Consider the following 24,025-nt stretch of genomic DNA (forward strand, 5'->3'; position numbering starts at 1 on the left):
AAAAGGGACAAAAAAAAAAAAACCCCCCCCCCCCCCCCCCACCCCCGCCCCCCCCCCCCCCCCCCCCCCCCCCCCCCCCCCCCCCCCCCCCCCCCCCTCGCCGTACCCGGTCCGAGGTCAGCGCACCCGCGAGCGGGACTCCATCGCTCCCCGCGCCGTGGGCTCGTCCTCGTACACCTCGCACATGTGCCGGCCGTCCGGCGTCGCCGTGTGCTCGACCTCCCAGAGGCTGACCTCGCTGCCGTCGAGCAGCAGGAACTGGTGCTCGTAGAGGGTGAAGCCGGCGTCCCGGCCGCCCTCCACCGGGCAGGGGCGGCCGAAGGCCTGCGTGATGTGGTGCGCGAAGGCCAGCCGGAGACGGCGGGCCGTCCGCTCGCCCGGCCGGTCCGCGTTCTCCGCGCGGCGCAGGACGCGGCGCGCGTGGTCGGCGGAGTTGTCCGGCACGTACATCCGGGGCTGGGCGGGTATCGGGCGGGCGAGCAGCGCGCTCAGCAGCTCCAGGTCGTCGTCCTCGTCGAGGACGCGGCCGTCGGAGTGCTCGGCCGTCCAGCCGGGCAGCGGTCCGGTCGGGAGACGGGAGGCGGCGAGCCGCGCCTCCGACTCCTCCGCGTACAGCTCGAACTGCTCGGTGCCGTCCCGGCCGGCGTTGTGCGTGAGCTCCCAGAGGCTGAGCGCGCTGCCGTCGGCGAGCAGATACGTGTGGCGGTGGGTCGTGCGGTGCAGCGACGCGCTGTGGTGCGAGGAGTGCAGCGCGCTGGAGTGGGCGAGCGCCGTGCCGAGGCGCTCGACGGTCGAGTCGGGCAGGTCGAAGGAGTTGAGTGCCCGGCCGAGGAGCCGCTCAAGGTGCGTCTCGGTCGTCTCGTACGGATCGTGAGGATCCTGCGGATCGTTCAAGAGGGTCTCCAGGCCGTCGCCGCATGTCACTTGGTGCTTGCTTAACGTAGTCCCTGGGTCTGACATCTGGTCCGGGGTTCGGGAAAACGAAGGGCCCGCTCGGGAAGTTCCCGCCCTTTTCCTCCAACTCCCTTGGGCTTACCGGGAGTACGCCCCCGCGGCGGCGTCCGTCCCGTACAGCTCGCGGTACGAGGGGAAGTCGCCGCCCGGCCCGCGCCGGCCGCCGGGGGCGGCGAGGACCGCGCGGACGATCGCCCGGGTCACGAGGTCCGCACCGGCCGCGAGGATCTCGTTCAGGGCGAGCGGCCCCGGCCCCTCCGGCAGCTCCCGCGCCCCCGTGGCGAGCGCGAAGACCGTGTCCCCGTCGTTCATCAGGTGCACCGGGCGCACCGCGCGCGCGATGCCGTCGTGCGCCGTGCCCGCGACCTTCTGCGCCTGGGCCCGGGTCAGTGCGGCGTCCGTGGCGACGACGGCGAGCGTCGTGTTCAGCGGGGGTGGGGCGGCCGCCTGCCGCGCCTCCGCGAGGCGCCGCTGGGCCGCCTCGTGGACCTCGGTAGCCGGGAAGGCGGGCCGGCCGGGCTCGAAGTAGCTGCCGTACGGGACGCCGGTCGTCGGGTCGACGGCCGAGCCGGCCGCGTTCACGATCACGAGCGCGCCGACCGTGATCCCCGACTCCAGGACGGTGCTCGCCGTCCCCACTCCGCCGCGCAGTCCGCCGGCCACGGCCCCGGTGCCCGCGCCGACCGCGCCCGTCTCCACGCGCGCGTGGTCCCCGCTCGCGGCGGCCGCCTCCACCGCGGCCCGGCCCGTCGACGCGTCCGGGCGGGCGGTGAAGTCGCCGCCCCGGCCCAGGTCGAAGACGCACGCGGCGGGCACCACCGGCACCACGTGGGACGGGTCGGGGCCCACCCGCACGCCCCGGTTCCGCTCCGCCAGCCAGGCCATCACCCCGGCGGCCGCGTCCAGGCCGTACGCGCTGCCGCCGGTCAGGACGACCGCGTCGATCCGCTGGACCACGTTCCGCGGGTCCAGGGCGTCCGTCTCCCGCGTGCCGGGACCGCCGCCCCGCACGTCCACGGCGGCGACCGCCCCGCCCTCCGGCGCCAGGACCACCGTGGTGCCGCTCAGCGCCCCGGGCCCGGCCACGCGCGCGTGGCCCACGCGCAGCCCGCCCACGTCGGTGATGCCGTCGTCCTGACCGTTCGTCTCCTCGGGAGGTGTCATGTCCCCTGCCTACCACGGTGCTTGGCTCAGCGCTTCGGTCCGAGGTACGTGCCGCCGGAGGCGTCGACGACGGTGCCGGTGATCCAGCGGCCGTCCTCCGAGGCCAGGAAGGCCACCGGGTCGGCGATGTCCTCCGGCTGCCCGACCCACGGCAGCGCCTGACCGCCGATCAGCATGCCCTCCAGCTGCGGCATCGCGGCGAGGGCGGCGGTGAGATCACCGGTCTGCGTCGGTCCGGGGGCGACCGTGTTGACGGTGATCCGGCGCGGCCCGACGACGTTGGCGAGCGTGCGGGTGAAGGTCTCCATCGCGCCCTTCGTCATCGCGTACGCCAGCTCGTCGGCGAGTGCGATGCGGGTGACGGCCGAACCGATGTTGATGATCCGGCCGCCGTCCCGCAGCATCGGCAGCAGGCCCTGCACGAGGAAGTACGGCGCCCGGACGTTGACGGCGAAGACGCGGTCGAACTGCTCGGGGGTCTCGTCGGCGAGGTGCCCGCCGGAGGCGGTCGCGGCGGCGTTGTTGACCAGGACGTCGAGTGCCGCCTCACCGGTGTGGGCGGCGAGGCCGGCCCGGACACCCTCGACGAGCGCGGACACGCCGTCGTGCGAGGCCAGGTCGGCCCCGACGGAGAACGCCCGCCCGCCGTCCCGGACGATCAGGTCCACGGTCTCCTGCGCGGCGGCGGCGTCCTGCCCGTAGTGCACGGCGACGACCATCCCGTCGGCGGCGAGGCGACGGGCGATGGCGCGCCCGATGCCGCGGGAGGAACCGGTGACGAGGGCGGTGCGGGGCTGCTGCATGGCGTTCTCCTCGGGCCTGCGCCCGGGGCGTCTCCCCGGGACACGGGAGGAACACTGGCGCGGCGCGCTGACGAACCACTGACGCCGGCCTGACGGCCACTGACGGGCTCGCACCGGACGGGGGTCGGCGGTGCGCCCCGGTGGGTTCGGCGGGGTGGTCAGACCGGAAGTCCCGCGCGGCGGGCCCTCTCCGTCGCGCGGGCGCGGTCGTCCGCCGCCGACGCCGAATCACCGGCCGCCTCGTGGACGGCGGCGCGGCGGTGGAGGAGGTCCACGATGTCCTCGGCGACGCCCAGGGACTCGAAGAGGGCCAGGGCCTCCGCGAGGAGGGGAAGGGGAGCGGGGGAGTGGGCCGCGAGGCCTTCCAGGGCGGTTGCCGTGCCCCAGCGTTCCCCGAGTGCCCGGAATTCGGTGAGGGCCTGTGTGAAGAGGGGCGTCGAGGACGTCAGGTGGGCGTGGCCCACCAGGCCCAACGCGTGTGACCAGGGGTCGTCGCCCAGGCGGAGGCCCTCCACGGGGCCGATGGACGTCGACCAGAGGAAGGCCGTGTACGGCTGCCGCAGCGGAGCCGTACGAGCCGCGAGGAATCCCCGTGCCCGGTCCACCTGCTCGCCCTCCCTCAGGCCCGCCGCCAGGACGCACAGCGCGTACTCCTCGCCGAGTTCCGCCGTCGGCTCCACCCGGTCCAGAAGCTCCGCGACCGGCGCCGCCACCCGGCCCCGGAGCCCGCGCAGCCACCAGTACGGGCTGAGCGCCGCCACCAGCCGCAGCCCGTCCTCCGGTGTGCCGCGCCGCAGCGCCGCCCGCAGGTTCGCGTCCTCCGCGTCCAGCCTGGCCAGCCACTCCAGCTGGGCGGGCCCCCGCAGTTCGGGATCGGCCGCCTCGGCGAGCTCCCGGTAGTACGCGTGGTGGGCGGCGGCCACCGGGTCCGCCTCCGGGAGCCGCTCGGCCGCGTACGCCCGGATCGTCTCCAGCATCCGGTACCGGCCGTCGTCCCGTACCTCCACCAGCGACTTCTCCACCAGCGACGCCAGCGCGTCCGCGTCCGCCCCGCACACCCGGGCCACCGCCTCCGCCGTCGCCCCGCCCCGGAACACCGAGAGCCGCGCGGCCAGTTCCCGCTCGCCGGGTTCGAGCAGCGACCAGCTCCACTCCACCACCGCCCGCAGCGTGCGGTGCCGCTCCGGCGCGGTGCGGTCCCCGCGCGAAAGCAGCTCGAACCGTGCCCCCAGACCGTCCGCCAGCTCCTCCACGGACAGGGTCCGCATCCGCGCCGCCGCCAGCTCGACCGCGAGCGGCAGCCCGTCGAGCCCCGCGCAGAGCTCCGCCACGCGCGCGTGGCCCGTGAAACCGGGCCTGACCGCCGCCGCCCGCCGCACGAACAGCTCCTCCGCCGCGTCCGGCGCCAGCGCGCCCAGCGGCAGCAGGGACTCCCCGGTGATGCCGAGCGCCTCCCGGCTCGTCGTCAGCACCCGCAGCCCGGGGCAGACGGCGAGCAGCCGTCGTACGAGCAGCGCCGTCTCCGTGACGACGTGCTCGCAGTTGTCCACGATCAGCAGCGCCGGCCGCCCGGCCAGGGCCGCTTCGAGCCGCGCCGCCCCCCGTACCCCGAGCGCCGCCGCGAACGCCTCCCCGACCTCACCGGAAACGGAACCCGGGCCCGCACCTCCCACCGCCCCCAAGTCCACGAACCCCACCTCCCCCGGCAGCCCCGCCCCCACCTCCAGCGCCAGGCGGGTCTTGCCCGCGCCTCCCGGGCCCACCAGGGTCACCAGGCGGGCGGCTCCCAGCAGTGCGGCCAGTCGTTCGCGTTCCCGTGCGCGGCCCACGAAGTCCGTCAGGGGCGCCGGCAGGGGTGGGACGGAACGGTTCCGCGCCGCCGCCCCGCCCCGCAGCACCTCCAGGTGTACGGCCGACAGCTCCGGCGACGGATCCGCCCCCAGCTCCTCGGCGAGGGCAGCCCGCACCTTCTCGTACACGGCGAGCGCCTCCGCCTGCCGTCCCGTCGCGCCGAGCGCCCGCATCTGCAGCCCCCGCAGCCGCTCCCGCAGGGGCTGCTGCCGTACCGACTCCTCCAACTCCCGTACGAGGTCGGTCAGGTCGCCGCCGACGTCCAGCTCGGCGGTCGCCCACGCCTCCACGGCGTCGAGTCGGAGGGCCTCAAGTCGGGCCGCCTGGGCCGGCGCGAACGGCGCGTGCATGACGTCGGACAGGGCCGGTCCCCGCCAGAGTCCGAGCGCTTCTCGCAGCAGGCCCGCCGCGCGGCCGGGGTCGCCCGCCCTCGTGCCCTCCCTGGCGAGTGCCTCGAAGCGCAGGACGTCCACGTCCGTGGCCGGGTCCCCGACCGTCAGCCGGTATCCGGCCGGCGAGAACTCCACCGTCACGCCCGGCGGGAGGGCCCGGCGCAGCCGTGACACCTGGGCCTGGAGCGCGCCCTGGGCGCCGGCCGGGGGCTCGTCCCCGTACAGCCCGTCGACGAGCCGCTCCACCGGGACGGTCCTGCCCGCGTCGAGGAGGAGGAGTGCGAGCAGCGCCCGGACCTTGGGGCCGCCGACGGCGGGGACCGGCGCTCCGGTGACGTCCGTCATCGCGAGCGGCCCGAGGAGGTGGAAGATCATGTGCGGATTGTGGCCCGGCGGGCGGCGGCCCGTCAGGTCGCCTCCGCCGTCGCGCGCGTGCGCGGGTTGCGTGCCGTCAGCGTGACCCCGGCCGCGACCGTGACCGCCGCGACGATCCCGGCCGCGAGCACCGCCCAGCGGCCCGCGAACGAGCACATCAGGATCGCGAACGACGCGACCGGCAGGACCAGTTGCTGCGCGATGCCGACCTTGAAGTAGCGGGCGTGCAGCAGCCACACCGACAGCAGGAACACGGCCGACGGGATCGTCACGGCGGCGGAGGCGGCCAGCGTGGAGAGGTGGGCCTTGCCCACGGACTGCTCGACGGCGATCTCCAGGCCCGCCCCGATGGCCGCGGCCGACGCGAAGATCACGTAGTGGCCGTAGCCCCACAGGAAGCCCTGGCGGCTCGAGGTCAGCCGGTCGTGGGCGGGCACGACGAAGTAGATCCACCAGGCGGCGAAGACGAGCAGCAGACCGCCCGCGGCGATCGGCAGCACCTCGCCGAGGGCGTCGTTCTCCGCGATGCCCGTCTTCACGGCGACGGTCGCCGCGGCGACCGTCTCGCCCAGCACGATGATGGTGAACAGCCCGTACCGCTCGGCGATGTGGTGCGGGTGCCAGGTGCTGGGGGCGTCCTTCTCCGCGTACACCGGTACGGCCATCTCGGCGAGCGCCATGACCAGGAAGACCCACGGGCGGGCCGGCTCGGGCGCGAGGAGCAGCGCGAGCCAGCCGATCTGGACGACGAGGACCCCGCCCGCGTACCGGCGGCACATCGTCCGCTCGGCCGGGGCGGTGGCGTGGTGGGCGGCGCGCAGCCACTGCGAGGCCATGGCGAGCCGCATCACCACGTAGCCGAGGTAGACGACGAGGAAGTCGTGCTCCTCGAAGGCGTTCGTGACACCCGCGGCGAGGATGAGGACGCCGGCGATCTGGAGGAGGGTGATGACCCGGTAGAGGACGTCGTCGTTGTCGTAGGCCGAGGCGAACCAGGAGAAGTTCATCCAGGCCCACCAGATCGCGAAGAAGATCATCGCGTAGTTGGCGATGCCCTGGCTGGTGTGGCCCTCGGCGACCGCGTGCACGAGCTCGGCGCCCGCCTGGGCGACGGCCACGACGAAACACAGGTCGAAGAAGAGCTCCAGGGGAGTGGCGACCCGGTGGGACTCCTCGCGGGAGCGGGCGGTGAGGGGCAGGAACGGTTGTGTCATGCGCCCCAGCACAGCAGAGCGGGCGGCGGGCCCGCCCACCTGCCACGCCCGGCGTACATCACTCTCAAAGTAGTCAAAACAGGACTCAACGGGGCATACGGCTTTACCGTGGCCGCGTGACCGAGCCACCGCAGACAGCCGAGCCGAGCCCCCCGTCCGGCGGCGCCCCCGCCCCCGGCCCCGCGCCCGGCGTCACGGCGGCCGGCGCGCCCGCGCCGCAGACCCCCGCGGCCGTGCGCCGCCGCGCCGTCCTCGCCGGCACCGCCGTCTCCGTCCTGCTGATCCTCGCGATCGTCTTCGGCAGCCGTCTGCTCCGCGACTTCGACTCGGCCCTCCTGCCCTACGCCGTGGCCACCGTCTTCCTCGCCTTCGGCGTCGCCTACCGCTACACGGTCTGGGTCTCCGCCCCCGGTGCCCGCCGCCTCTTCCGGCAGGGCCTGCGCTCCTTCTTCTCGGCCGCGAACTTCCGCAGGGCGCCCACCGCCCTGCCGAGGATGATCGCCACCTACCTCGGCTTCCAGAAGTTCCTCGGCGCCCGCTCGCACGCCCGCTGGGCCGCCCATCAGCTCCTCTTCTGGGGCTGCGTCCTGGCCGCGCTCATCACCTTCCCCCTCACCTGGGGCTGGTTCACCTTCACGTCCGCCACCGGCTCAGGGCCCGGTTACGAGATGCGGATCTGGGGCTTCGAGATCATCGGATTCGACGCGCTCGACGCCGTCGGCTGGCTCATGTTCCACGGCCTCGACATCGCAGCCGTCCTCGTCATCGCCGGCGCCGCCTACTTCCTCTGGCGCCGCATGAAGGACCGGGGCGCCATCACCGGCCAGCGCTTCGCCTACGACCTGGTGCCGCTGATCGCCCTCGTCGTCATCTCGGTCACCGGGCTGCTGCTGACCTTCTCCTCGATCTTCCTGCACGGCGGCGGCTACCAGTTCCTCGCCGTCCTCCACATGGTGTCCGTCGTCTTCACCCTCATCTACATCCCCTTCGGGAAGTTCTTCCACATCGTCCAGCGGCCCGCCGCCGTCGGCATGCAGCTCTTCAAGTACACCTCCCGCGGCCAGGGCGAAGGCGACGACGAGGTCCTCGCCTGCCGCCGCTGCCACGAGCCCATCGACACCGCCCCGTACGTCGCGAACCTGCGCGGCACCATGCGCGACCTCGACCTCGGCTTCGACGAATGGGCCGAGTACTGCCCCCGCTGCAAACGCGTCCTCCGCGGCACCGCCTACCTCGACCATGTGAAGAAGGGCTTCAAGTGACCGCGACCGACCCCGCGACCACCCCCGGCCGGCCGCTGCCGCTCGATCCCTCCCTCGCCCCGCCCGGCACCCGGAACTTCCGCGACGCCGGAGGCATCCCCGCCGACCGCTGGCACGCCGACCAGCACGGCGAGACCCTCGTCCCCACCCACTGCTGCTTCTGCGGCGTCCAGTGCGGCATGTACCTCCGCGTCGACCACCACGGCAAGGTCTTCGGCGTCGAACCCCGCAACCACGACATCAACCGCATGCGGCTCTGCCCCAAGGGCATCAACGCCTACCAGCAGGTCAACCACCCCGACCGGCTCACCGCACCCCTCATGCGCCGCAGCCGCGACGAGGAGTTCCGCGAGGTCAGCTGGGAAGAGGCCCTCGACCACACCGTCGCCGAGATCCGCCGCATCCAGGGCGAGCACGGCAACGACTCCTTCGGGCTCCTCGGCGGCGCCAGCCTCTTCTCCGAGAAGACCTACCTCGTCGGCAAGTTCGCCCGCGTCGCCCTCAAGTCCCGGCACGTCGACTACAACGGCCGCCTCTGCATGGTCTCCGCCGCCGGAGCCAACAAGCTCGCCTTCGGCATCGACCGCGCCGGCAACCCCTTCTCCGACATCCTCCTCACCGACTGCCTCCTCATCGCCGGCTCCAACGTCGGCGAATGCTTCCCCGTCATGACCCAGTACCTGTGGGGAGCCCGCGACCGGGGCGCCACCCTCATCGTCGTCGACCCCCGCGAGACCGCCATCGCGCGCACCGCCGACGTCCACGTCGCCCTCAAACCCGGCACCGACTCGGCGTTCTTCAACGCCGTCCTGCACGTCGTCGTCGCCGAAGGCCTCACCGACGAGGCCTACCTCGCCGCGCACACCACCGGCTGGGACGAGGTAAGGAAGACCGTCGCCGACTACCCGCCCGCCCGCTCCGCCGAGATCTGCGGCGTCCCCGAGGCACAGATCGTCCAGGTCGCCCGCATGTTCGCCGGCGCCGACAAGGCCATGGCCTGGCACGCCCGCGGCGTCGAACACCACTCCCAGGGCGTCGAGAACTGCCTGTCGATCATCAACCTCTGCGTCGCCACCGGGAACATCGGCAGGCCCGGCGCCGGCTACGGCACCATCACCGGCCAGGGCAACGGCCAGGGCGGCCGCGAACACGGCCAGAAATCCGACCTCCTCCCCGGCGGCCGCTCCATCACCAACCCCGAGCACCGCCGCCAGATCTGCGAGATCTGGGGCATCGACGAAGCCGAACTCCCGCCCGCCGGCACCTCCATGATGGAGATGGTCTGGCAGATGCAGCGCCAGGAGATCCGCGGCCTCATCGGCATCTGCAACAACCCCTTCGTCTCCCTCCCGAACTACGCCACCGTCAAGGACGGCTACGACACCCTCGAATTCCACGCCCAGTTCGACTTCTTCCTCTCCGAGACCGCCGCCAACGCCCACGTCGTCTTCCCCGTCACCGTGTGGGCCGAGGACGAAGGCGTCATGGCCAACGCCGAGGCCCGGGTCGTCAAGCACAACAAGGCCCAGGAACCACCCGCCGGCGTCCGCACCGACACCTGGGTCATCCGCGAACTCGCCAAAAGGCTCGGCGCCGGCGACAAGTTCGCCTTCCCCGACTCCCGCTCCGTCTTCGAGGAGCTCCGCACCGCCTCCGCCGGAACCGTCAACGACTACTACGGCATCACGTACGAACGCCTGGAGGAGACCGGCGGCATCGCCTGGCCCTGCCCCTCCACCGACCACCCCGGCACCCCCCGCCTCTTCGAGGACGGCCGGACCTACCACCCCGACGGCAGGATCCACCTGCAGACCGTCGCATGGCACCCGCCCATGGACCCGTACAGCGACGAGTACCCCCTCTCGCTCACCACCGGCCGCACCGTCGCCCACTTCCTCTCCGGCAACCAGACCCGCCGCCTCGGCGCCCTCGTCGAACAGACCCCCCGCCCCTGGGTCGAGGTCCACCCCTCGCACGGCTTCCGCAACGGCGACCCCGTCCGCGTCGTCACCCGCCGCGGCAGCGAGGTCTTCCCCGCACTCGTCACCGAGGCCATCCGCCCCGACACCGTCTTCGTGCCCTACCACTGGCCCGTCCCCACCGCCGCGAACGCCCTCACCATCGACGCCCTCGACCCGCGCTCCAAGATCCCCGAGTACAAGGTGTGCGCCGCCCGCATCGAGGCCGCCGACCGCGTCGACGAGGTCCCCGCCCCGCCCACCGCCCCCGGACAGCAGGCCTACCCGGAGACCCAGGTCTCCCGCACCGACCCGCTGCCCCCCACCTCACCCCAGGGCCGCGGCACCGCGGAGAGGAGCTGACCCGCACATGATGGGCCGCACGATCTTCATCGACCCCGGCCGCTGCATCGGCTGCCAGGCCTGCGTCTCCGCCTGCCGCGAATGCGACTCGCACCGCGGCAAATCGATGATCCACCTCGACTACCCCGACGAGGGCCACTCCGTCGCCTCCCTCCCCACCGTCTGCATGCACTGCGAGGACCCCGTCGCCCCCTGCGCCGAGGTCTGCCCCGCCGACGCGATCCTCGTCACCGCCGACGGCGTCGTGCAGCAGGCCGACACCACCCGCTGCATCGGCTGCGCCAACTGCGTCAACGCCTGCCCCTTCGGCGTACCGAAGATCGACCTCCAGGCGAAGCTCCAGATGAAGTGCAACCTCTGCTACGACCGCACCGCCTCCGGCCTCGCCCCGATGTGCGCCACCGTCTGCCCCACCGGCGCCCTCTTCTACGGAACCCTCGACGAGCTCCGCGCCGAGCGGCCCGGCGTCCAGGTCGCCGACTCCTTCACCTTCGGCGGCACCACCGTCACCACCGGAGTGGCGATGGTCGTCCCCGCCGACAAGGTCCAGTGGCCGGTGCCCGGCGGGCTCCCCGTCGTCGAGATCAACGGAAGGGACGTACGTTGAGCGTCACCGACCCGCAGCCACCGGCACCCGACCCGCGCACCGACGCGGCCAGGGAAGCGCTCCACGACCGGATCGCCGCCGACTCCCTCACCACCCGCCGCGACTACCTGCGGATCGTCGCCACCGTCTCCGGCGGCCTCGCCGTCGGCGGCGTCGCCGTCGCCTCCGGCATCCTGCACCGGCACGGCGACCCCGACGGCCTCCCCGCGATCAAGAAGATCGCCGACCGGATCGAACCCGGCGAGTCGCTCGCCTTCCGCTACCCGGGCGACGAGGACCGGGCGATCGCCGTCCGCATGGACGACGGCACCCTCGCCGGCTACTCCGCCGTCTGCACCCACCTCGCCTGCGCCGTCCTGTGGCGCAGCGACCGGGGGAGCGAGGGCGAGCTGTACTGCCCCTGCCACGAGGGCGTCTTCGACGCCCGCACGGGCGAGGTCACCGCCGGCCCGCCCCCGCGCGGCCTGCCCAAGGTGATCCTGATCGAACAGGTCGACGGCAGCGTCTGGGCCATCGGCACCGCCCGCTCCGGCGAAAGCCTCCAGGAGGGCTACTGCCGCCAGCGCGGCACCGGCAGCCCCCTCTGCGCCCGCCTGGAGGGCGAGGCCACCGACACGCCCAAGGAGCGCGCGGCCGCCGACACGCGCGGCGGGGCCGAGAGGAGTGGGCGCGCATGACCGACCCCCGGTTGAACCGGCCCGTGCACGAGCGGTACCCGCAGATCCGGGCCACCAGTGGGTACGGCGATCCCCGGATCCGGCACACCGGGCCGGGACCCGGGGCCGGTACGGAGCAGGAGCCGGAGCGGTCGTCGAAGCTGTCGGCGCGGCTGGCGCTGGCGCTCACGGTGGTGATCGGCCAGCTCTGGGGGCTGACCGTCGTGGTGGACGAGTGGATGTCCGGGAACACCGGCACCGCCTGGTGGGGCGCGGGCTTCCTCGTCCTGTCGTTCCTGGTGGTCCTGGGCCTGTGGGCGATCGACCCGGAAGACCGCTGATCAGAGGGGTACGGGGCGGTTGAGCAGGCGTAGTCTGAAGAGATGAGCACCGCCCCCGCCCACGGACCGCGAGACGCGAAGCAGCCCGGCATGAAGTCCAGCCCCGAGAACACTCCGAAGAAGCCGGTACTCGTCTTCGACGATCCGCTGGACCAGCAATCCGCGGACGACACGGACCGCGGGTGGGGCGAGCGGCCTCCGGCCGGCGGCGACAGCGCCACCGACCTCGCGCGCTTCCTCGACGAGAAGCCGCCGCACCACCTCTGACACCGGCCCGCGCCGGTCAGGAGGTGGAGTGCGCCCCCGCGCTCCCGCCACCGGAGACCGCGGAGCCCGGCGTCGTGTTGTTCATGGACGGGCCGCGCTGGGAGACCAGGTGGTCCCGGATCTCCTTGAGGACCTCCAGCTCGCTGACCTCCAGGACCTCCTCGACGCCCTCCTTCGCCCTCTCGGCCGCGGCGCGCTTGGCGAGGATCTTCGCCATCGGCAGCACCATGAGGAAGTAGACGACGGCCGCGGTGATCAGGAAGCTCAGGACCGCGCTGAGGACCAGACCCCACTGGATCTGGATGCCCTGCATCTCGCCGTTGACCACGCGGCAGGGGTCCTTGAGGCAGGACGCGTAGCCCTCCAGGTCCTTGGTGCCGAAGGCGCCGACGATCGGGTTGATGATCCCCTTGACCACCGAGTTCACGATGTTCGTGAAGGCGGCACCGATGACGACCGCCACCGCCAGGTCGATCACGTTGCCCCGCATCAGGAAGGCCTTGAAGCCCGCCATCAAACTTTCCTTCTTCTCGGCCACCGAGGTGCCTTTCGTCGTGTGTACGGCTCTGTGCGGAGCCATTAGGCCGTGAACTGTGCAAGGGCGTCCAATCCGTACACACGGGACGGTGACTTGACAGTGAGTCAGTGCGAATCAGCACACCGTCACCGCCAGTTGGGACGTGACACCGGCACCTGCCAGCACCGCCGCGGCCGACCGCGGCACGGACAGGACGACGAGCGCCCCTCCGTCCGGTCGCGTCTCGCCCGGCCGTGGGACTTCGGCCACTCGGGCTCCCGTCGCGACCACCCGGGCCTCGCTCTCCCCGCCCAGCGGCGAGTCGGGCGCGGCGATGACGTCGACCCGGTCTCCGGGCCGCAGCAGCCGTACGGTCGCGGCGTCGGCGATCCGTACCGGCGCGGACACCAGGGGTACGGGGGCGGGCGGCCGCGCGCGGGCGGGCGTCGGCCGATGCGGTGCGGTCGGAGCGGCACCCGTGGTCGCCACGGCCAGCGCGCCCGCCGTCAGGGCCAGGAGCAGCGCCGGTACGAGCCGCCCCCGCCGGAGCGCCCGCCGCAGCCGGTGCCGGGCGCCCCCGACCCGTAGCGGCTCGAACGCCGGCACCGCGCACGGGGGAGGGACGGAGGAAGGGGAGGTCGTCGTCAGGGTCATGGGGGTGCCGCCTGTCCTGTCGGGAACGGGATGTGCTCCCACTTTCCCGACTCCGCCCCCGCCCCGCTCCGGCCTGGGGATCACCCCGCGCCTGTGGACAACCTCCCCACTCGCCAGGGTGGTTTACAGCCGCACCCCCTGGGCGTCTACGGCAGCTCGATCCCCAAGTCCCAGCCCTCGTGCGCCCGTGTGCACAGGCAGTCCCGGTCGACCGTCGCCGGCAGGGCCCCCACCGCGTCGAAGAGCACCTCCCGCAGCCGTCCCACGTTCTCGCCGAAGACCCGCAGCACCTCGGTGTGCGAGACGCCGTCGCCGGTCTCGGCGCCCGCGTCCAGGTCGGTGACGAGGGCGAGCGAGGTGTAGCAGAGGCCCAGCTCGCGGGCGAGGACGGCCTCGGGGTGTCCGGTCATGCCGACGACGGACCAGCCGGCGGCGGCGTGCCAGCGCGATTCGGCGCGGGTGGAGAAGCGGGGGCCCTCGACGACGACCATCGTGCCGCCGTCGACGGGCTCCCAGCCGCGTCCCCGGGCGGCCTTGACCGCGGCCCGCCGCCCGTCCGGGCAGTAGGGGTCGGCGAAGGTCACGTGGACGACGTGGGGCACGGCCCCGTCGGCCCGCCGTTCCCCGTCGAAGTAGGTCTGCGCCCGGCTCTTCGTGCGGTCGACGAGCTGGTCGGGCACGACGAGCGTGCCGGGCCCGTACTCCTCGCGCAGCCCGCCGACGGCGCAGGGCCCGAGGACCTGGCGTACGCCCACGGAGCGCAGGGCCCAGAGGTTGGCGCGGTAGTTGATCCGTTGCGGCGGGACGGTGTGGCCGCGGCCGTGCCGAGGGAGGAAGGCGACCCGCCGGCCGGCGATCGCGCCGAGGAACAGGGAGTCGCTGGGGCTGCCGTACGGGGTGTCGACGGACACCTCGGTGACGTCCTCCAGGAACGAGTAGAACCCGGAGCCGCCGATCACGCCGATGTCCGCGTACACGTCATGGTTGGCCATGCCGGTCACCCTACGCAGGACTCGCGGAAGCGCGGGCGTACGGAAACACCGAGGGCCCGTGGCGCGCGCTGTACGGAGACACCGAGGGCGTACGGAAACACCGAGGGCCCCGTCGCACACGGCGACGGGGCCCTCGGTGAAGAACGATCAGGCGGCCGAGCTTCCGGTGCTCGACGAGGACGTCGAGGAGGAGGAAGCGGTCGAGGCGGCCGGCTTCGAGTCCGACGAGGACGACGAAGACGACGTCGAAGAGGACGACGACGAGGTCGAGGACTTCGACGAGGCCGGCGAGCTGCTGGACGACGAGCCGCGGCTGTCGTTCCGGTAGAAGCCGGAGCCCTTGAAGACGATGCCGACGGCCGAGAACACCTTCTTGAGGCGTCCGTGGCAGCTGGGGCACTCGGTCAGGGCGTCATCGGTGAACTTCTGCACCGCCTCGAGGCCTTCGCCGCACTCGGTGCACTGGTACTGGTAGGTCGGCACTTGACTTCCTCCTGGCACTCACACTCATCGAGTGCTAACGACGATCCATAGTGACGTATTCCTGAGGTTCAGTCCACCGCCACGGGCACGCGGTGACCGATACCACGTGCCGCGACCCGGCTCGCCTCGCGGGGCTTCAGCCGCGACCGCAGGGCGAGGAGCGTGATCAGGGCGAGGGCCGTGCCCGCCATCGGGACCAGGAATCCGGTGCTCGCGCCGTGTGCGTCGGCGAGGCGGCCGGCGACCGTGACGGCCGCGGCCTGGCCGAGCGCGACGGCGCCGGTGAGCCAGGTGAAGGCCTCGGTACGGGCCGAGGCCGGGATCAGGGTCTCGACGATGGTGTAGCCGGTGATCAGGGCGGGGGCGATGCACAGGCCGACGACGAGGCCCAGGGCGCCGAGGAGCAGCACGGAGTGCGCGGTCCACAGCAGGGAGGCGGCGACGGTGAGGCCCGCGTAGCCCAGGATGAGGCGGCGGCGGGGGCCGGTCTTCCAGGCGATGGCGCCCATGGCGATGCCGGCGAGCATGTTGCCGGCGGCGAAGATCCCGTACAGCAGGCCGTTGGCGCCGGGGTTGCCGATCTCCTCGGTGAAGGCGGTGAGGGAGACCTGCATGCCGCCGAAGACGGAGCCGATGCCGAGGAAGGCGACGACGAGGACGCGGACGCCCGGGATGGACAGGGCGGAGCGGCGCGGTTCGCCGCTGCCGTGGCCGGCGGCGGTCAGGCCGTACGCGGGCTGGGTGGCGCGCTGTGCGGCGAAGAACAGGCCGCCGACGAGGGTGAGGGCGGCTTCGGCGATCAGGCCGGCGGCGGGGTGGATGCCGGTGCACAGGGCGGTCGCGAGGACGGGGCCGACGACGAAGGTGAACTCGTCGGTGACGGATTCGAAGGCGGCGGCCGTCGGCATCAGGGGGGTGCCGTCCAGCTTGGCGGCCCAGCGGGCCCGGACCATCGGCCCGACCTGGGGCACGGAGGCTCCGGCGGGGACGGCGGCCAGGAACAGCGCCCACAGCGGGGCGCCGGCCAGGGCGAGGGCGACGAGCAGGGAGACGGCGGCGGTGTGGACGAGGACGCCGGGGATCAGGACGGCGCGCTGGCCGAAGCGGTCGGCGAGCTTGCCGCTCTGGGGGGCGAAGAGCGCCATGGAGACGCCGGTGACGGCGGCGACCGCGCCGGCGCTGCCGAAGGATCCGGTGGTGTGCTGGACGAGCAGGACGATGCCGATGGTCAGCATCGCGAAGGGCTGCCGGGCGGCGAAGCCGGGGAGCAGGAAGGACAGTGCGCCGGGTGTGCGCAGCAGCTGCCCGTAGCCGGGCCGCTTGTCCGAGATGACCGTGGACGCCACGGTCCTTGCCTTTCTGCCGCCTGGTAGCGCGCTCCCTGCACGGTGGTGCGGGTGTCGCCGAGAGCTGTCCTCATGCGCGTTACTGCGGTAGATACCGGGCCGGCCCCACTGCGGAGGGGCGCCACGGCCGCCATACGGTCGCGCCAGCTCTGCGTCAGGCAGAGTTGGTTCGATGGTGTGCCTTCATGGTACAGGGAAGAGCGTCTTCCCGCCTGGGAATCCTGGGAAAACGCTCCCGCACCTGAATTAATGCCTGGGATTAACCCCGAGTTTCTCTAGGTTTCCTTGCGTCGGTCGCTGCCCGGCGGCTTCTGGCGGTCGCCGCCCGGCAGGTGGAAGCGTCCCGTCGCCGACGGTGCCGAGGCCGCCGTCGCGCCCCCGGTGCCGAGCCAGCCGGCGAGCTTGCCGCCCTGGCCGACGGCCCGGAGCCGCCGTTCGGTGGCGTCCCGTACGGGGTCGGTGGCGACGACGAGGAGTTCGTCGCCGTGCCGCAGGACGGTTGAGGGCCCGGGGACGAAGCTGCTGTCCTCCCGTACGACGAGGGTGACCGCGGCTCCTGCGGGCAGGCGCAGCTCGGCGACCTCGACGCCGTGCATCCGGGAGTGCTCGGGGATGGCGACGGAGAGGAGGTGTCCGCGCAGTCGTTCCAGCGGGGCGGACTCGACGCCGAGGTCGGCGGCCTCGGTGGAGTCGCCCAGTTTGAGGGCCTTCGCGAGCCAGGGCAGCGTCGGGCCCTGGACGAGGGTGTAGACGACGACGAGGACGAAGACGATGTTGAAGATCCGCTCGCTGCCGTCGATCCCGGACACCATGGGGATGGTGGCGAGGATGATGGGGACGGCTCCGCGCAGGCCGGCCCAGGACATCAGGGCCTGCTCCTGCCAGGGGATCCGGAAGGGCACGAGGCTGATGAGGACTTCCATGGGCCGTGCGACGACCGTCAGGACGAGGCCGATGACGACGGCGGGCCAGAAGTCGTGGCCGAGCTCGTGCGGGGTGACGAGCAGGCCGAGCAGGACGAACATGCCGATCTGCGCGATCCAGCCGAGTCCCTCGGCGAAGCCGCGGTTCGCGGGCGCGTGGGGCAGCTTGGCGTTGCCGAGGACCATCGAGGCCAGGTAGACGGCGAGGAAGCCGGAGCCGTGGGCCATGGCTCCGGCGGCGTACGCGACGACGGCGATGGCCATGACGGCGATCGGGTACAGGCCGGAGGCGGGCAGGGCGATGTGCCGCAGCCCGTAGGCGCCGAGGAAGCCGACGGCGAGGCCGACGGCGACGCCGATGGCGAGTTCGAGGGCTATCTCGGCGACGAGGACCCACCAGTGCTCGACGGGGCCGACGGTGGAGAAGGCGACGACGAGGATGACGACGGGGGCGTCGTTGAAGCCGGACTCGGCCTCCAGGACGCCGGTGACGCGCGGCGGGAGGGGCACCTTGCGCAGGACGGAGAAGACGGCGGCCGCGTCGGTGGAGGAGACGACGGCGCCGATGATCAGGGCCTGGCGCCAGTCGAGGCCGACGAGGTAGTGGGCGCCGGCGGCGGTGACGCCGACGCTGACGGCGACGCCGACGGTGGAGAGGACGACCGCGGCGGGAAGCGCCGGCTTGATCTCCTTCCACTTCGTGCCGAGGCCGCCCTCGGCGAGGATCACGACGAGGGCCGCGTAGCCGATGACCTGCGTGAGTTCCGCGTTGTCGAAGGCGACGTTGCCGATGCCGTCCTGCCCGATGGCGACGCCGATGCCCAGGTAGAGCAGCAGGCTGGGGAGCCCGCTCCGGGAGGAGATCCGCACGGCCGCGACGGCCACGAGCAGGACGAGGGAGCAGACGAGCAGGAGTTCGTTGAGCTGGTGGACAGTCAGTGGCCGTTCCTTCCCCTCACGTGCGGCTGGATCGTTCCTCCAGCGGCCGGTACTTCGTTACCTTACCTAATCTTTAACGTTTTCTTGACGCTCTCTTTGCGTCTCGTCGCTCACCAGTACGGTTCTCTTCCTGACACCGCGTCCGGGCCGTCCGGACGCTGCGCCTAAGGTTGCTCCCGTACTCCAGGATCACCCTGCCCCTCGAAGGACAGCGATGCCCTCCAACACGTCCGCGCCCCCCGGCAAGAAGACCGCCAAGAAGAAAGGGCGGCGTGCCCGCCTTCTCCTCCTCGTCCTGGTCCTCGCACTGGTCGTGGGCATCGGCTTCGGCGGCTACTGGGGGGTCAGCACCGTCCGGGCCTCGTTCCCGCAGACGACCGGCGAGATCCGCCTCGACAGGCTCTCCGCCGACGTCGAGGTGAAGCGGGACGCCAACGGCATCCCGCAGATCTACGCCGACAGCGAGGCGGACCTCTTCCGCGCGCAGGGCTACGTCCAGGCGCAGGACCGGTTCTACGAGATGGACGTCCGCCGGCACGTGACCGCCGGCCGGCTCTCCGAGATGTTCGGCGAGAGCCAGGTCGACACCGACGCCTTCCTGCGCACCCTCGGCTGGCGCCGGGTCGCGCAGGAGGAGTACGACAAGGTCCTGTCGCCGGAGACGAAGAAGTACCTCCAGGCGTACGCGGAGGGCGTCAACGCCTATCTGAAGGACCGCGCCCCGAAGGACGTGTCCGTCGAGTACGCGGCGCTCGCCCTCACCAACGACTACACGATCGAGCCGTGGACCCCGGTCGACTCGGTGGCCTGGCTCAAGGCGATGGCCTGGGACCTGCGCGGCAACATGCAGGACGAGATCGACCGCTCGCTGATGACGAGCCGGCTGAGCACGAAGCAGATCAAGCAGCTGTACCCGGAGTACCCGTACGCGCTGCACCAGCCGATCGTCGACAAGGGCGCCGTCGACCAGTCCACCGGCGCGTTCGACCCGAAGGCGGACGCGAGCGGGGGTGACGGTACGACCACCGGCGACACCCCGGGCACCGGCCCCGGCGGCTCCTCGTCCGGCGGCGTCACCTCCCAGCTCGGCGCGCTCTCCGAGGTCCTCGACACCGTCCCCGCGCTGCTCGGCCCGAACGGCAACGGCATCGGCTCGAACTCCTGGGTCGTCGGCCCCCGGCTCACCACCTCCGGCAAGCCGCTGCTCGCCAACGACCCGCACCTCGCGCCCCAGCTGCCGTCCCTCTGGTACCAGATGGGCCTGCACTGCCGCTCGGTCTCGGCGACCTGCCGCTACGACGTCGCCGGCTACACCTTCTCCGGCATGCCCGGCGTGATCATCGGCCACAACGACAAGATCGCCTGGGGTCTCACCAACCTCGGCGCCGACGTGACCGACCTCTACCTGGAGAAGATCGGCCCCGACGGCTACCTCGTCGACGGCAAGGTCAAGCCGTTCACGAGCCGCGAGGAGACCATCAAGGTCGCCGGCGGCGAGGACCGCAAGATCACCGTCCGCTCCACCGGGCACGGACCGCTCGTCTCCGACCGCTCCTCCGAGCTGGAGTCCGTCGGCCGGAAGGCCCCCGTCGGCAACGCCGCCCCCGACCGCGGCACCGGCTACGGCGTCTCCCTCCAGTGGACCGCCCTCCAGCCGGGCAGGTCGATGGACGCGATCTTCGCGCTCGACCGCGCCAAGGACTTCACCACCTTCCGGGCCGCCGCGAAGAACTTCGAGGTCCCGTCCCAGAACCTGATCTACGCCGACACCGAGGGTCACATCGGCTACCAGTCGCCGGGCAAGATCCCGCAGCGCTCCAAGGGCGACGGCACCCTGCCCGCGCCCGGCTGGGACTCCTCGTGGAAGTGGAAGGGCTACATCCCCTTCGAGAAGCTGCCGTACGAGTACGACCCGGCGCGCGGCTACATCGTCACCGCCAACCAGGCCGTCATCGACGAGAAGACCTACCCCGACCTGCTCACCAAGGACTGGGGCTACGGCTCGCGCAGCCAGCGGATCAACGACCTGATCGAGTCGAAGACCAAGGACGGCGGCAAGATCTCGCCGGACGACATGCGGGCCATGCAGACGGACAACCGCAGCGAGATCGCGACGCTGCTCAACCCGCTCCTGCTGAAGGTCGACATCGCCGACCCGTCCGTCCGCGAGGCGCAGAAGCTCCTGGAGGGCTGGGACTACACCCAGGAGCCCGACTCGGCGGCCGCCGCCTACTTCAACGCGGTCTGGCGCAACGTCCTCAAGCTGGCCTTCGGCAACAAGCTGCCCAAGGAGCTGCGCGCCGAGGGCGACTGCATCAGCGTCCGCCCGGCCGAGGCCACCGGACCGGTCGACGAGCAGAACAAGCTCGTCCGCGAGTGCGGCGAGCGCGACCCGGACTCGGCGCAGCCGGACGGCGGCGACCGCTGGTACGAGGTGGTCCGCCCGCTCCTCAAGCAGGAGAAGAGCGAGTGGTGGGTCACCCCGGGCAACCGGCTCGACGCGCCCACCGAGACCCGTGACCAGCTGCTCGCCCAGGCCATGAAGGACGCCCGCTGGGAGCTGACCGCCAAGCTCGGCAAGGACGTCTCCACCTGGAGCTGGGGCCGGCTGCACCAGCTGACCCTGAAGAACCAGACCCTCGGCACCGCCGGACCCGGCGTCGTGCAGAAGCTCCTCAACCGCGGCCCGTGGAACCTGGGCGGCGGCGAGGCGGCCGTCGACGCCACCGGCTGGAACGCGGCCGGCGGCTACGACGTCATCTGGGTGCCGTCGATGCGGATGGTCGTCAACGTCGGCGACTGGGACAAGTCCCGGTGGGTCAACCTGACCGGTGCCTCCGGGCACGCCTTCCACTCGAACTACACCGACCAGACGGACGCCTGGGCGAAGGGCGAGCTGTACGACTGGGCCTACGGCAAGGCGGCGGTCGACGCGGCGGCGAAGGACACGCTGGTGCTCAAGCCTTGAAGCGGGTGACCCCCGCCGGGGTCACCACCGCGTGCACGGGGTGGTCGTGCGGTTCCTCCGGGACCCGGGCGACCACCTCGTCCGCGTAGAGGAACACCACCAGGGCGGGATCCACGCCCGCGCGTGCGAGCCGGGCGAGGACCCGGTCGTACGAGCCGCCGCCCCGCCCGAGCCGCATCCCGCGCCCGTCGACGGCGAGGCCCGGCAGCAGCACGGCGCCGGCGGCGCACACGGCCTCGGGGCCGAGTCGGGGTCCGGTGGGCTCCAGGAGGCCGCGCCCGGCCTTCGCGAGCGCCTCGGGTCCCTCGTACGCCGCCCAGTCCAGGTCGTTGTCGGGGAGCAGGACGGGGAGCAGGACCCGCACCCCGCGCGCGTGGAGGGCGTCGAGCAGCGCGCGCGTGCCCGGTTCGCGGCCCACCGACACATAGGCGGCGACGGTGGCCGCCTCGGCGAGTTCGGCGAGCTCCATGCCGTGCCGGGCGAGGGATTCGGCGGATTCCACGAGGGATTCGGGGGTCAGTGCGGCGCGGGCGGCCAGAAGTCGGCTGCGCAGCATGGTCTTTTCGGACATCTCGGGTGTCATGACGGCCTCGTGTGCATAAACGAAATTCTCGTAACTGTCTTTATGTGAAGGAAGTTAACCGAAGGCACATCTTCTTCTCATTCCGACCGACTAAGGTGCACGGCATGAATCAGTCGCTCCCCAGGCTCGGCCGGATCAGCAAGGCTGTCATCCCCGCCGCCGGTCTCGGTACCCGCTTCCTCCCGGCGACCAAGGCGACGCCGAAGGAGATGCTGCCGGTCGTCGACAAGCCGGCGATCCAGTACGTCGTCGAGGAGGCCGTCGCGGCCGGGCTCTCGGACGTTCTGATGATCACCGGCCGGAACAAGCGTCCCCTGGAGGACCACTTCGACCGGAACTACGAGCTGGAGGAAGCTCTGAGCCGGAAGGGCGACGCGGAACGCCTCTCCAAGGTCCAGGAGTCCAGCGACCTGGCCACCATGCACTACGTCCGCCAGGGCGCCCCGCGCGGCCTCGGGCACGCCGTGCTCTGCGCCGCCCCGCACGTCGGCGACCAGCCCTTCGCGGTCCTCCTCGGCGACGACCTGATCGACCCGCGCGACCCGCTGCTCGCGCGGATGGTGGACGTCCAGGAGCGGGAGGGCGGCAGCGTCATCGCCCTCATGGAGGTCGAGCCCTCGCAGATCCACCTGTACGGCTGCGCGGCGGTCGAGCCGACCGCCGACTCGGACGTGGTGAAGGTGACGGATCTGGTCGAGAAGCCGGACCCGGGCGAGGCGCCCAGCAATTACGCGATCATCGGCCGTTACGTACTGGATCCGGCCGTTTTCGACACGTTGCGGGAGACCGAGCCGGGCCGCGGCGGCGAGATCCAGCTGACCGACGCCCTGCAGAAACTCGCCTCGGACGAGAAGATCGGCGGCCCGGTGCACGGCGTCGTGTTCAAGGGCCGCCGCTATGACACCGGCGACCGCGGCGACTATCTGCGTGCCATTGTCAGACTCGCGTGCGAACGTGAAGATCTGGGACCGGACTTCCGGGCCTGGCTCCGGAGATACGTCAGCGAGGAGATGTAGGACCTTGAGCAGCAGCGCGGCACACGGCCACGAGCACGACCACGCGGCAGGCGCGGCGGACCCCTGCGCGGGCCCGGCCCGCGGCCTGTGGTCGGTCGACGAGCACCTCGCCGACATCCTCGCGACGGTCTCCCCGCTCGAACCGATCGAGCTGCAACTCCTCGACGCCCAGGGCTGCGTCCTCGTCGAGGACGTGACGGTGCCGGCCGCGCTGCCCCCCTTCGACAACAGCTCCATGGACGGGTACGCGGTCCGGGTCGCCGATGTCACCGGCGCCACCGAGGAGTTCCCCGCGGTCCTCACCGTCATCGGCGACGTCGCCGCGGGCGCCGGCGGCCTGCCCGAGGTCGGCCCCGGCCAGGCCGCCCGGATCATGACCGGCGCCCCGCTGCCGCCCGGCGCCGAGGCCGTCGTCCCCGTCGAGTGGACAGACGGCGGTACGGGCGGGGGCGCGGCCACCGGCATGACCGCCGCGAGCACCGCCCCCGAGGGCGCGGGCGGCGAGGTCCGGGTCCACCGGTCCGCCGAGGCCGGCGCCCATGTCCGCAGGGCCGGCAGCGACGTACGGGCCGGGGAGCTCGCCCTCGCGGCGGGCACGGTCCTCGGCCCGCCGCAGATCGGCCTGCTCGCCGCGATCGGCCGGGGCAGCGTGAAGGTCCGCCCCCGCCCCCGCGTGGTCGTCCTGTCCACCGGCAGCGAGCTCGTCCAGCCCGGCGAGCCGCTGGGCGAGGGCCAGATCCACGACTCCAACAGCTTCGCGCTCGCCGCCGCCGCGCGGGACGCCGGCGCCCTGGCGTACCGGGTGGGGGCCGTCGCCGACGACGCGGAGTCGCTGCGCGCCACCATCGAGGACCAGCTCATCCGGGCCGACCTGATCGTGACGACGGGCGGGGTGAGCGTCGGCGCGTACGACGTGGTGAAGGAGGCGCTGACCGCCGACGGCCAGGTCGACTTCCGCAAGCTGGCCATGCAGCCGGGCAAGCCGCAGGGCTTCGGCGCGGTCGGCGCCGAGCAGATCCCGCTGCTCGCCCTGCCGGGCAACCCCGTCTCGTCGTACGTCTCCTTCGAGCTGTTCGTGCGGCCCGCGATCCGCGCGCTGATGGGCGTCGAGGACCTGCACCGGCCCCGGGTGCGGGCGGTGCTCGACGCGGAGAAGGCCCTGTCGTCGCCGGCCGGCCGCCGCCAGTTCCTGCGCGGCACGTACGACCCGGAGGCGGGCACGGTCACACCCGTGGGCGGTGCCGGCTCCCACCTGATCGCGGCCCTCGCGCACGCGGACTGCCTGCTCGTGGTCCCGGAGGAGGCGGAGAGCGTGGAGCCGGGCGCCGAGCTGGAAGTGGTCCTCCTCGGCTGAGGGGGCGACGCTGGATGTACGGTGTCGTCCTTCACACAGCGAC

Annotated in this window: 21 protein-coding genes; 9 read left to right on the forward strand and 12 right to left on the reverse strand. The window is 72.5% G+C overall.

Annotation, left to right across the window (positions count from 1 at the left end; all coding sequences use genetic code 11):
- Positions 1–117 precede the first annotated feature (117 nt).
- The 5 genes from ACZ7HT_RS15585 to ACZ7HT_RS15605 all read right to left on the reverse strand — a co-directional run bounded on the left by ACZ7HT_RS15585 (position 118) and on the right by ACZ7HT_RS15605 (position 6,753).
- Positions 118–960, reverse strand: coding sequence for a DUF6227 family protein (locus ACZ7HT_RS15585; protein WP_471165238.1), 843 nt, complete (start codon positions 958–960; stop codon positions 118–120).
- Between the two features lie 72 nt (positions 961–1,032).
- Entirely contained in the window at positions 1,033–2,118 is a 1,086-nt protein-coding gene (locus ACZ7HT_RS15590) for a P1 family peptidase (RefSeq protein ID WP_471165241.1), read from the reverse strand.
- Positions 2,119–2,144: 26 nt separating this feature from the next.
- A complete protein-coding gene (locus ACZ7HT_RS15595; RefSeq protein ID WP_471165243.1) occupies positions 2,145–2,921 on the reverse strand; it encodes an SDR family oxidoreductase in 777 nt (258 codons plus the stop codon).
- Between the two features lie 158 nt (positions 2,922–3,079).
- A complete protein-coding gene (locus tag ACZ7HT_RS15600; RefSeq protein ID WP_471165245.1) occupies positions 3,080–5,539 on the reverse strand; it encodes an ATP-binding protein in 2,460 nt (819 codons plus the stop codon).
- A 32-nt stretch (positions 5,540–5,571) separates the two neighbouring features.
- A complete protein-coding gene (locus tag ACZ7HT_RS15605; protein ID WP_471165247.1) occupies positions 5,572–6,753 on the reverse strand; it encodes a low temperature requirement protein A in 1,182 nt (393 codons plus the stop codon).
- A gap of 116 nt (positions 6,754–6,869) precedes the next feature.
- On the opposite strand from ACZ7HT_RS15605, the gene ACZ7HT_RS15610 reads away from it, so the two are divergent.
- From ACZ7HT_RS15610 to ACZ7HT_RS15635, 6 genes are read left to right on the forward strand one after another with little or no spacing between them, the layout of a single operon-like run.
- The gene (locus ACZ7HT_RS15610; protein ID WP_471165250.1) at positions 6,870–8,015 is read left to right on the forward strand and encodes an MFS transporter; all 1,146 of its coding nucleotides are present in this window, start codon (positions 6,870–6,872) and stop codon (positions 8,013–8,015) included.
- A complete protein-coding gene (locus ACZ7HT_RS15615; RefSeq protein WP_471165253.1) occupies positions 8,012–10,336 on the forward strand; it encodes a molybdopterin oxidoreductase family protein in 2,325 nt (774 codons plus the stop codon). Before ACZ7HT_RS15610 ends, ACZ7HT_RS15615 begins: the two co-directional genes overlap by 4 nt.
- A gap of 7 nt (positions 10,337–10,343) precedes the next feature.
- Positions 10,344–10,943, forward strand: coding sequence for a 4Fe-4S dicluster domain-containing protein (locus ACZ7HT_RS15620; protein ID WP_471165255.1), 600 nt, complete (start codon positions 10,344–10,346; stop codon positions 10,941–10,943).
- Complete coding sequence (locus ACZ7HT_RS15625) at positions 10,940–11,620, forward strand: QcrA and Rieske domain-containing protein (protein WP_471165257.1); 681 nt, start codon at positions 10,940–10,942, stop codon at positions 11,618–11,620. The genes ACZ7HT_RS15620 and ACZ7HT_RS15625 overlap by 4 nt, the downstream gene beginning before the upstream one ends.
- A complete protein-coding gene (locus ACZ7HT_RS15630; protein ID WP_471165710.1) occupies positions 11,527–11,940 on the forward strand; it encodes a hypothetical protein in 414 nt (137 codons plus the stop codon). Before ACZ7HT_RS15625 ends, ACZ7HT_RS15630 begins: the two co-directional genes overlap by 94 nt.
- 42 nt (positions 11,941–11,982) lie before the next feature.
- On the forward strand, positions 11,983–12,207 hold the full coding sequence (locus ACZ7HT_RS15635; protein ID WP_471165260.1) for a hypothetical protein: 225 nt from the start codon (positions 11,983–11,985) through the stop codon (positions 12,205–12,207).
- Between the two features lie 16 nt (positions 12,208–12,223).
- Here the strand turns inward: ACZ7HT_RS15635 and mscL are convergent, their stop codons facing one another.
- The 6 genes from mscL to ACZ7HT_RS15665 form a co-directional block, all read right to left on the reverse strand.
- Complete coding sequence (mscL, locus tag ACZ7HT_RS15640) at positions 12,224–12,745, reverse strand: large conductance mechanosensitive channel protein MscL (RefSeq protein ID WP_471165263.1); 522 nt, start codon at positions 12,743–12,745, stop codon at positions 12,224–12,226.
- Positions 12,746–12,859: 114 nt separating this feature from the next.
- A complete protein-coding gene (locus tag ACZ7HT_RS15645) occupies positions 12,860–13,378 on the reverse strand; it encodes a hypothetical protein (RefSeq protein ID WP_471165266.1) in 519 nt (172 codons plus the stop codon).
- 146 nt (positions 13,379–13,524) lie between these two features.
- Positions 13,525–14,370: an S-methyl-5'-thioadenosine phosphorylase gene (locus ACZ7HT_RS15650; RefSeq protein WP_471165268.1), complete on the reverse strand. Its 846-nt coding sequence runs from the start codon at positions 14,368–14,370 to the stop codon at positions 13,525–13,527.
- A gap of 147 nt (positions 14,371–14,517) precedes the next feature.
- Positions 14,518–14,853 carry an FmdB family zinc ribbon protein gene (locus tag ACZ7HT_RS15655; protein ID WP_471165271.1) on the reverse strand — a complete coding sequence of 112 codons (336 nt, stop codon included), beginning with the start codon at positions 14,851–14,853 and terminating at the stop codon, positions 14,518–14,520.
- Positions 14,854–14,921: 68 nt separating this feature from the next.
- A complete protein-coding gene (locus ACZ7HT_RS15660) occupies positions 14,922–16,199 on the reverse strand; it encodes an MFS transporter (RefSeq protein ID WP_471165273.1) in 1,278 nt (425 codons plus the stop codon).
- A 275-nt stretch (positions 16,200–16,474) separates the two neighbouring features.
- Positions 16,475–18,061, reverse strand: a complete 1,587-nt coding sequence (locus ACZ7HT_RS15665) for a potassium/proton antiporter (protein ID WP_471165712.1) — start codon at positions 18,059–18,061, stop codon at positions 16,475–16,477.
- Between the two features lie 214 nt (positions 18,062–18,275).
- Here ACZ7HT_RS15665 and ACZ7HT_RS15670 point away from each other — a divergent pair, with 214 nt between their 5' ends.
- The gene (locus tag ACZ7HT_RS15670; RefSeq protein ID WP_471165275.1) at positions 18,276–21,029 is read left to right on the forward strand and encodes a penicillin acylase family protein; all 2,754 of its coding nucleotides are present in this window, start codon (positions 18,276–18,278) and stop codon (positions 21,027–21,029) included.
- On the opposite strand, the gene ACZ7HT_RS15675 is transcribed toward ACZ7HT_RS15670, so the two are convergent.
- On the reverse strand, positions 21,019–21,612 hold the full coding sequence (locus ACZ7HT_RS15675) for a 5-formyltetrahydrofolate cyclo-ligase (RefSeq protein ID WP_471165278.1): 594 nt from the start codon (positions 21,610–21,612) through the stop codon (positions 21,019–21,021). The genes ACZ7HT_RS15670 and ACZ7HT_RS15675 overlap by 11 nt on opposite strands.
- Positions 21,613–21,716: 104 nt before the next feature.
- Between ACZ7HT_RS15675 and galU the strand changes: the two genes are divergently transcribed.
- On the forward strand, positions 21,717–22,628 hold the full coding sequence (galU, locus tag ACZ7HT_RS15680; protein ID WP_471165280.1) for a UTP--glucose-1-phosphate uridylyltransferase GalU: 912 nt from the start codon (positions 21,717–21,719) through the stop codon (positions 22,626–22,628).
- An 85-nt stretch (positions 22,629–22,713) separates the two neighbouring features.
- A complete protein-coding gene (gene glp, locus ACZ7HT_RS15685) occupies positions 22,714–23,982 on the forward strand; it encodes a molybdotransferase-like divisome protein Glp (protein ID WP_471165714.1) in 1,269 nt (422 codons plus the stop codon).
- The last annotated feature ends 43 nt before the right edge of the window (positions 23,983–24,025 follow it).

The sequence above is a fragment of the Streptomyces sp. NPDC037410 genome, from assembly GCF_055602235.1.

Bases quoted from the DNA above. Each gene is read 5' to 3' on its own strand.
- ACZ7HT_RS15585 (WP_471165238.1), bottom strand. From the start codon at position 960: ATGTCAGACCCAGGGACTACGTTAAGCAAGCACCAAGTGACATGCGGC.
- ACZ7HT_RS15590 (WP_471165241.1), bottom strand. From the start codon at position 2,118: ATGACACCTCCCGAGGAGACGAACGGTCAGGACGACGGCATCACCGAC.
- ACZ7HT_RS15595 (WP_471165243.1), bottom strand. From the start codon at position 2,921: ATGCAGCAGCCCCGCACCGCCCTCGTCACCGGTTCCTCCCGCGGCATC.
- ACZ7HT_RS15600 (WP_471165245.1), bottom strand. From the start codon at position 5,539: ATGATCTTCCACCTCCTCGGGCCGCTCGCGATGACGGACGTCACCGGA.
- ACZ7HT_RS15605 (WP_471165247.1), bottom strand. From the start codon at position 6,753: ATGACACAACCGTTCCTGCCCCTCACCGCCCGCTCCCGCGAGGAGTCC.
- ACZ7HT_RS15620 (WP_471165255.1), top strand. From the start codon at position 10,344: ATGATGGGCCGCACGATCTTCATCGACCCCGGCCGCTGCATCGGCTGC.
- ACZ7HT_RS15635 (WP_471165260.1), top strand. From the start codon at position 11,983: ATGAGCACCGCCCCCGCCCACGGACCGCGAGACGCGAAGCAGCCCGGC.
- ACZ7HT_RS15645 (WP_471165266.1), bottom strand. From the start codon at position 13,378: ATGACCCTGACGACGACCTCCCCTTCCTCCGTCCCTCCCCCGTGCGCG.
- ACZ7HT_RS15650 (WP_471165268.1), bottom strand. From the start codon at position 14,370: ATGGCCAACCATGACGTGTACGCGGACATCGGCGTGATCGGCGGCTCC.
- ACZ7HT_RS15670 (WP_471165275.1), top strand. From the start codon at position 18,276: ATGCCCTCCAACACGTCCGCGCCCCCCGGCAAGAAGACCGCCAAGAAG.
- ACZ7HT_RS15675 (WP_471165278.1), bottom strand. From the start codon at position 21,612: ATGACACCCGAGATGTCCGAAAAGACCATGCTGCGCAGCCGACTTCTG.
- galU (WP_471165280.1), top strand. From the start codon at position 21,717: ATGAATCAGTCGCTCCCCAGGCTCGGCCGGATCAGCAAGGCTGTCATC.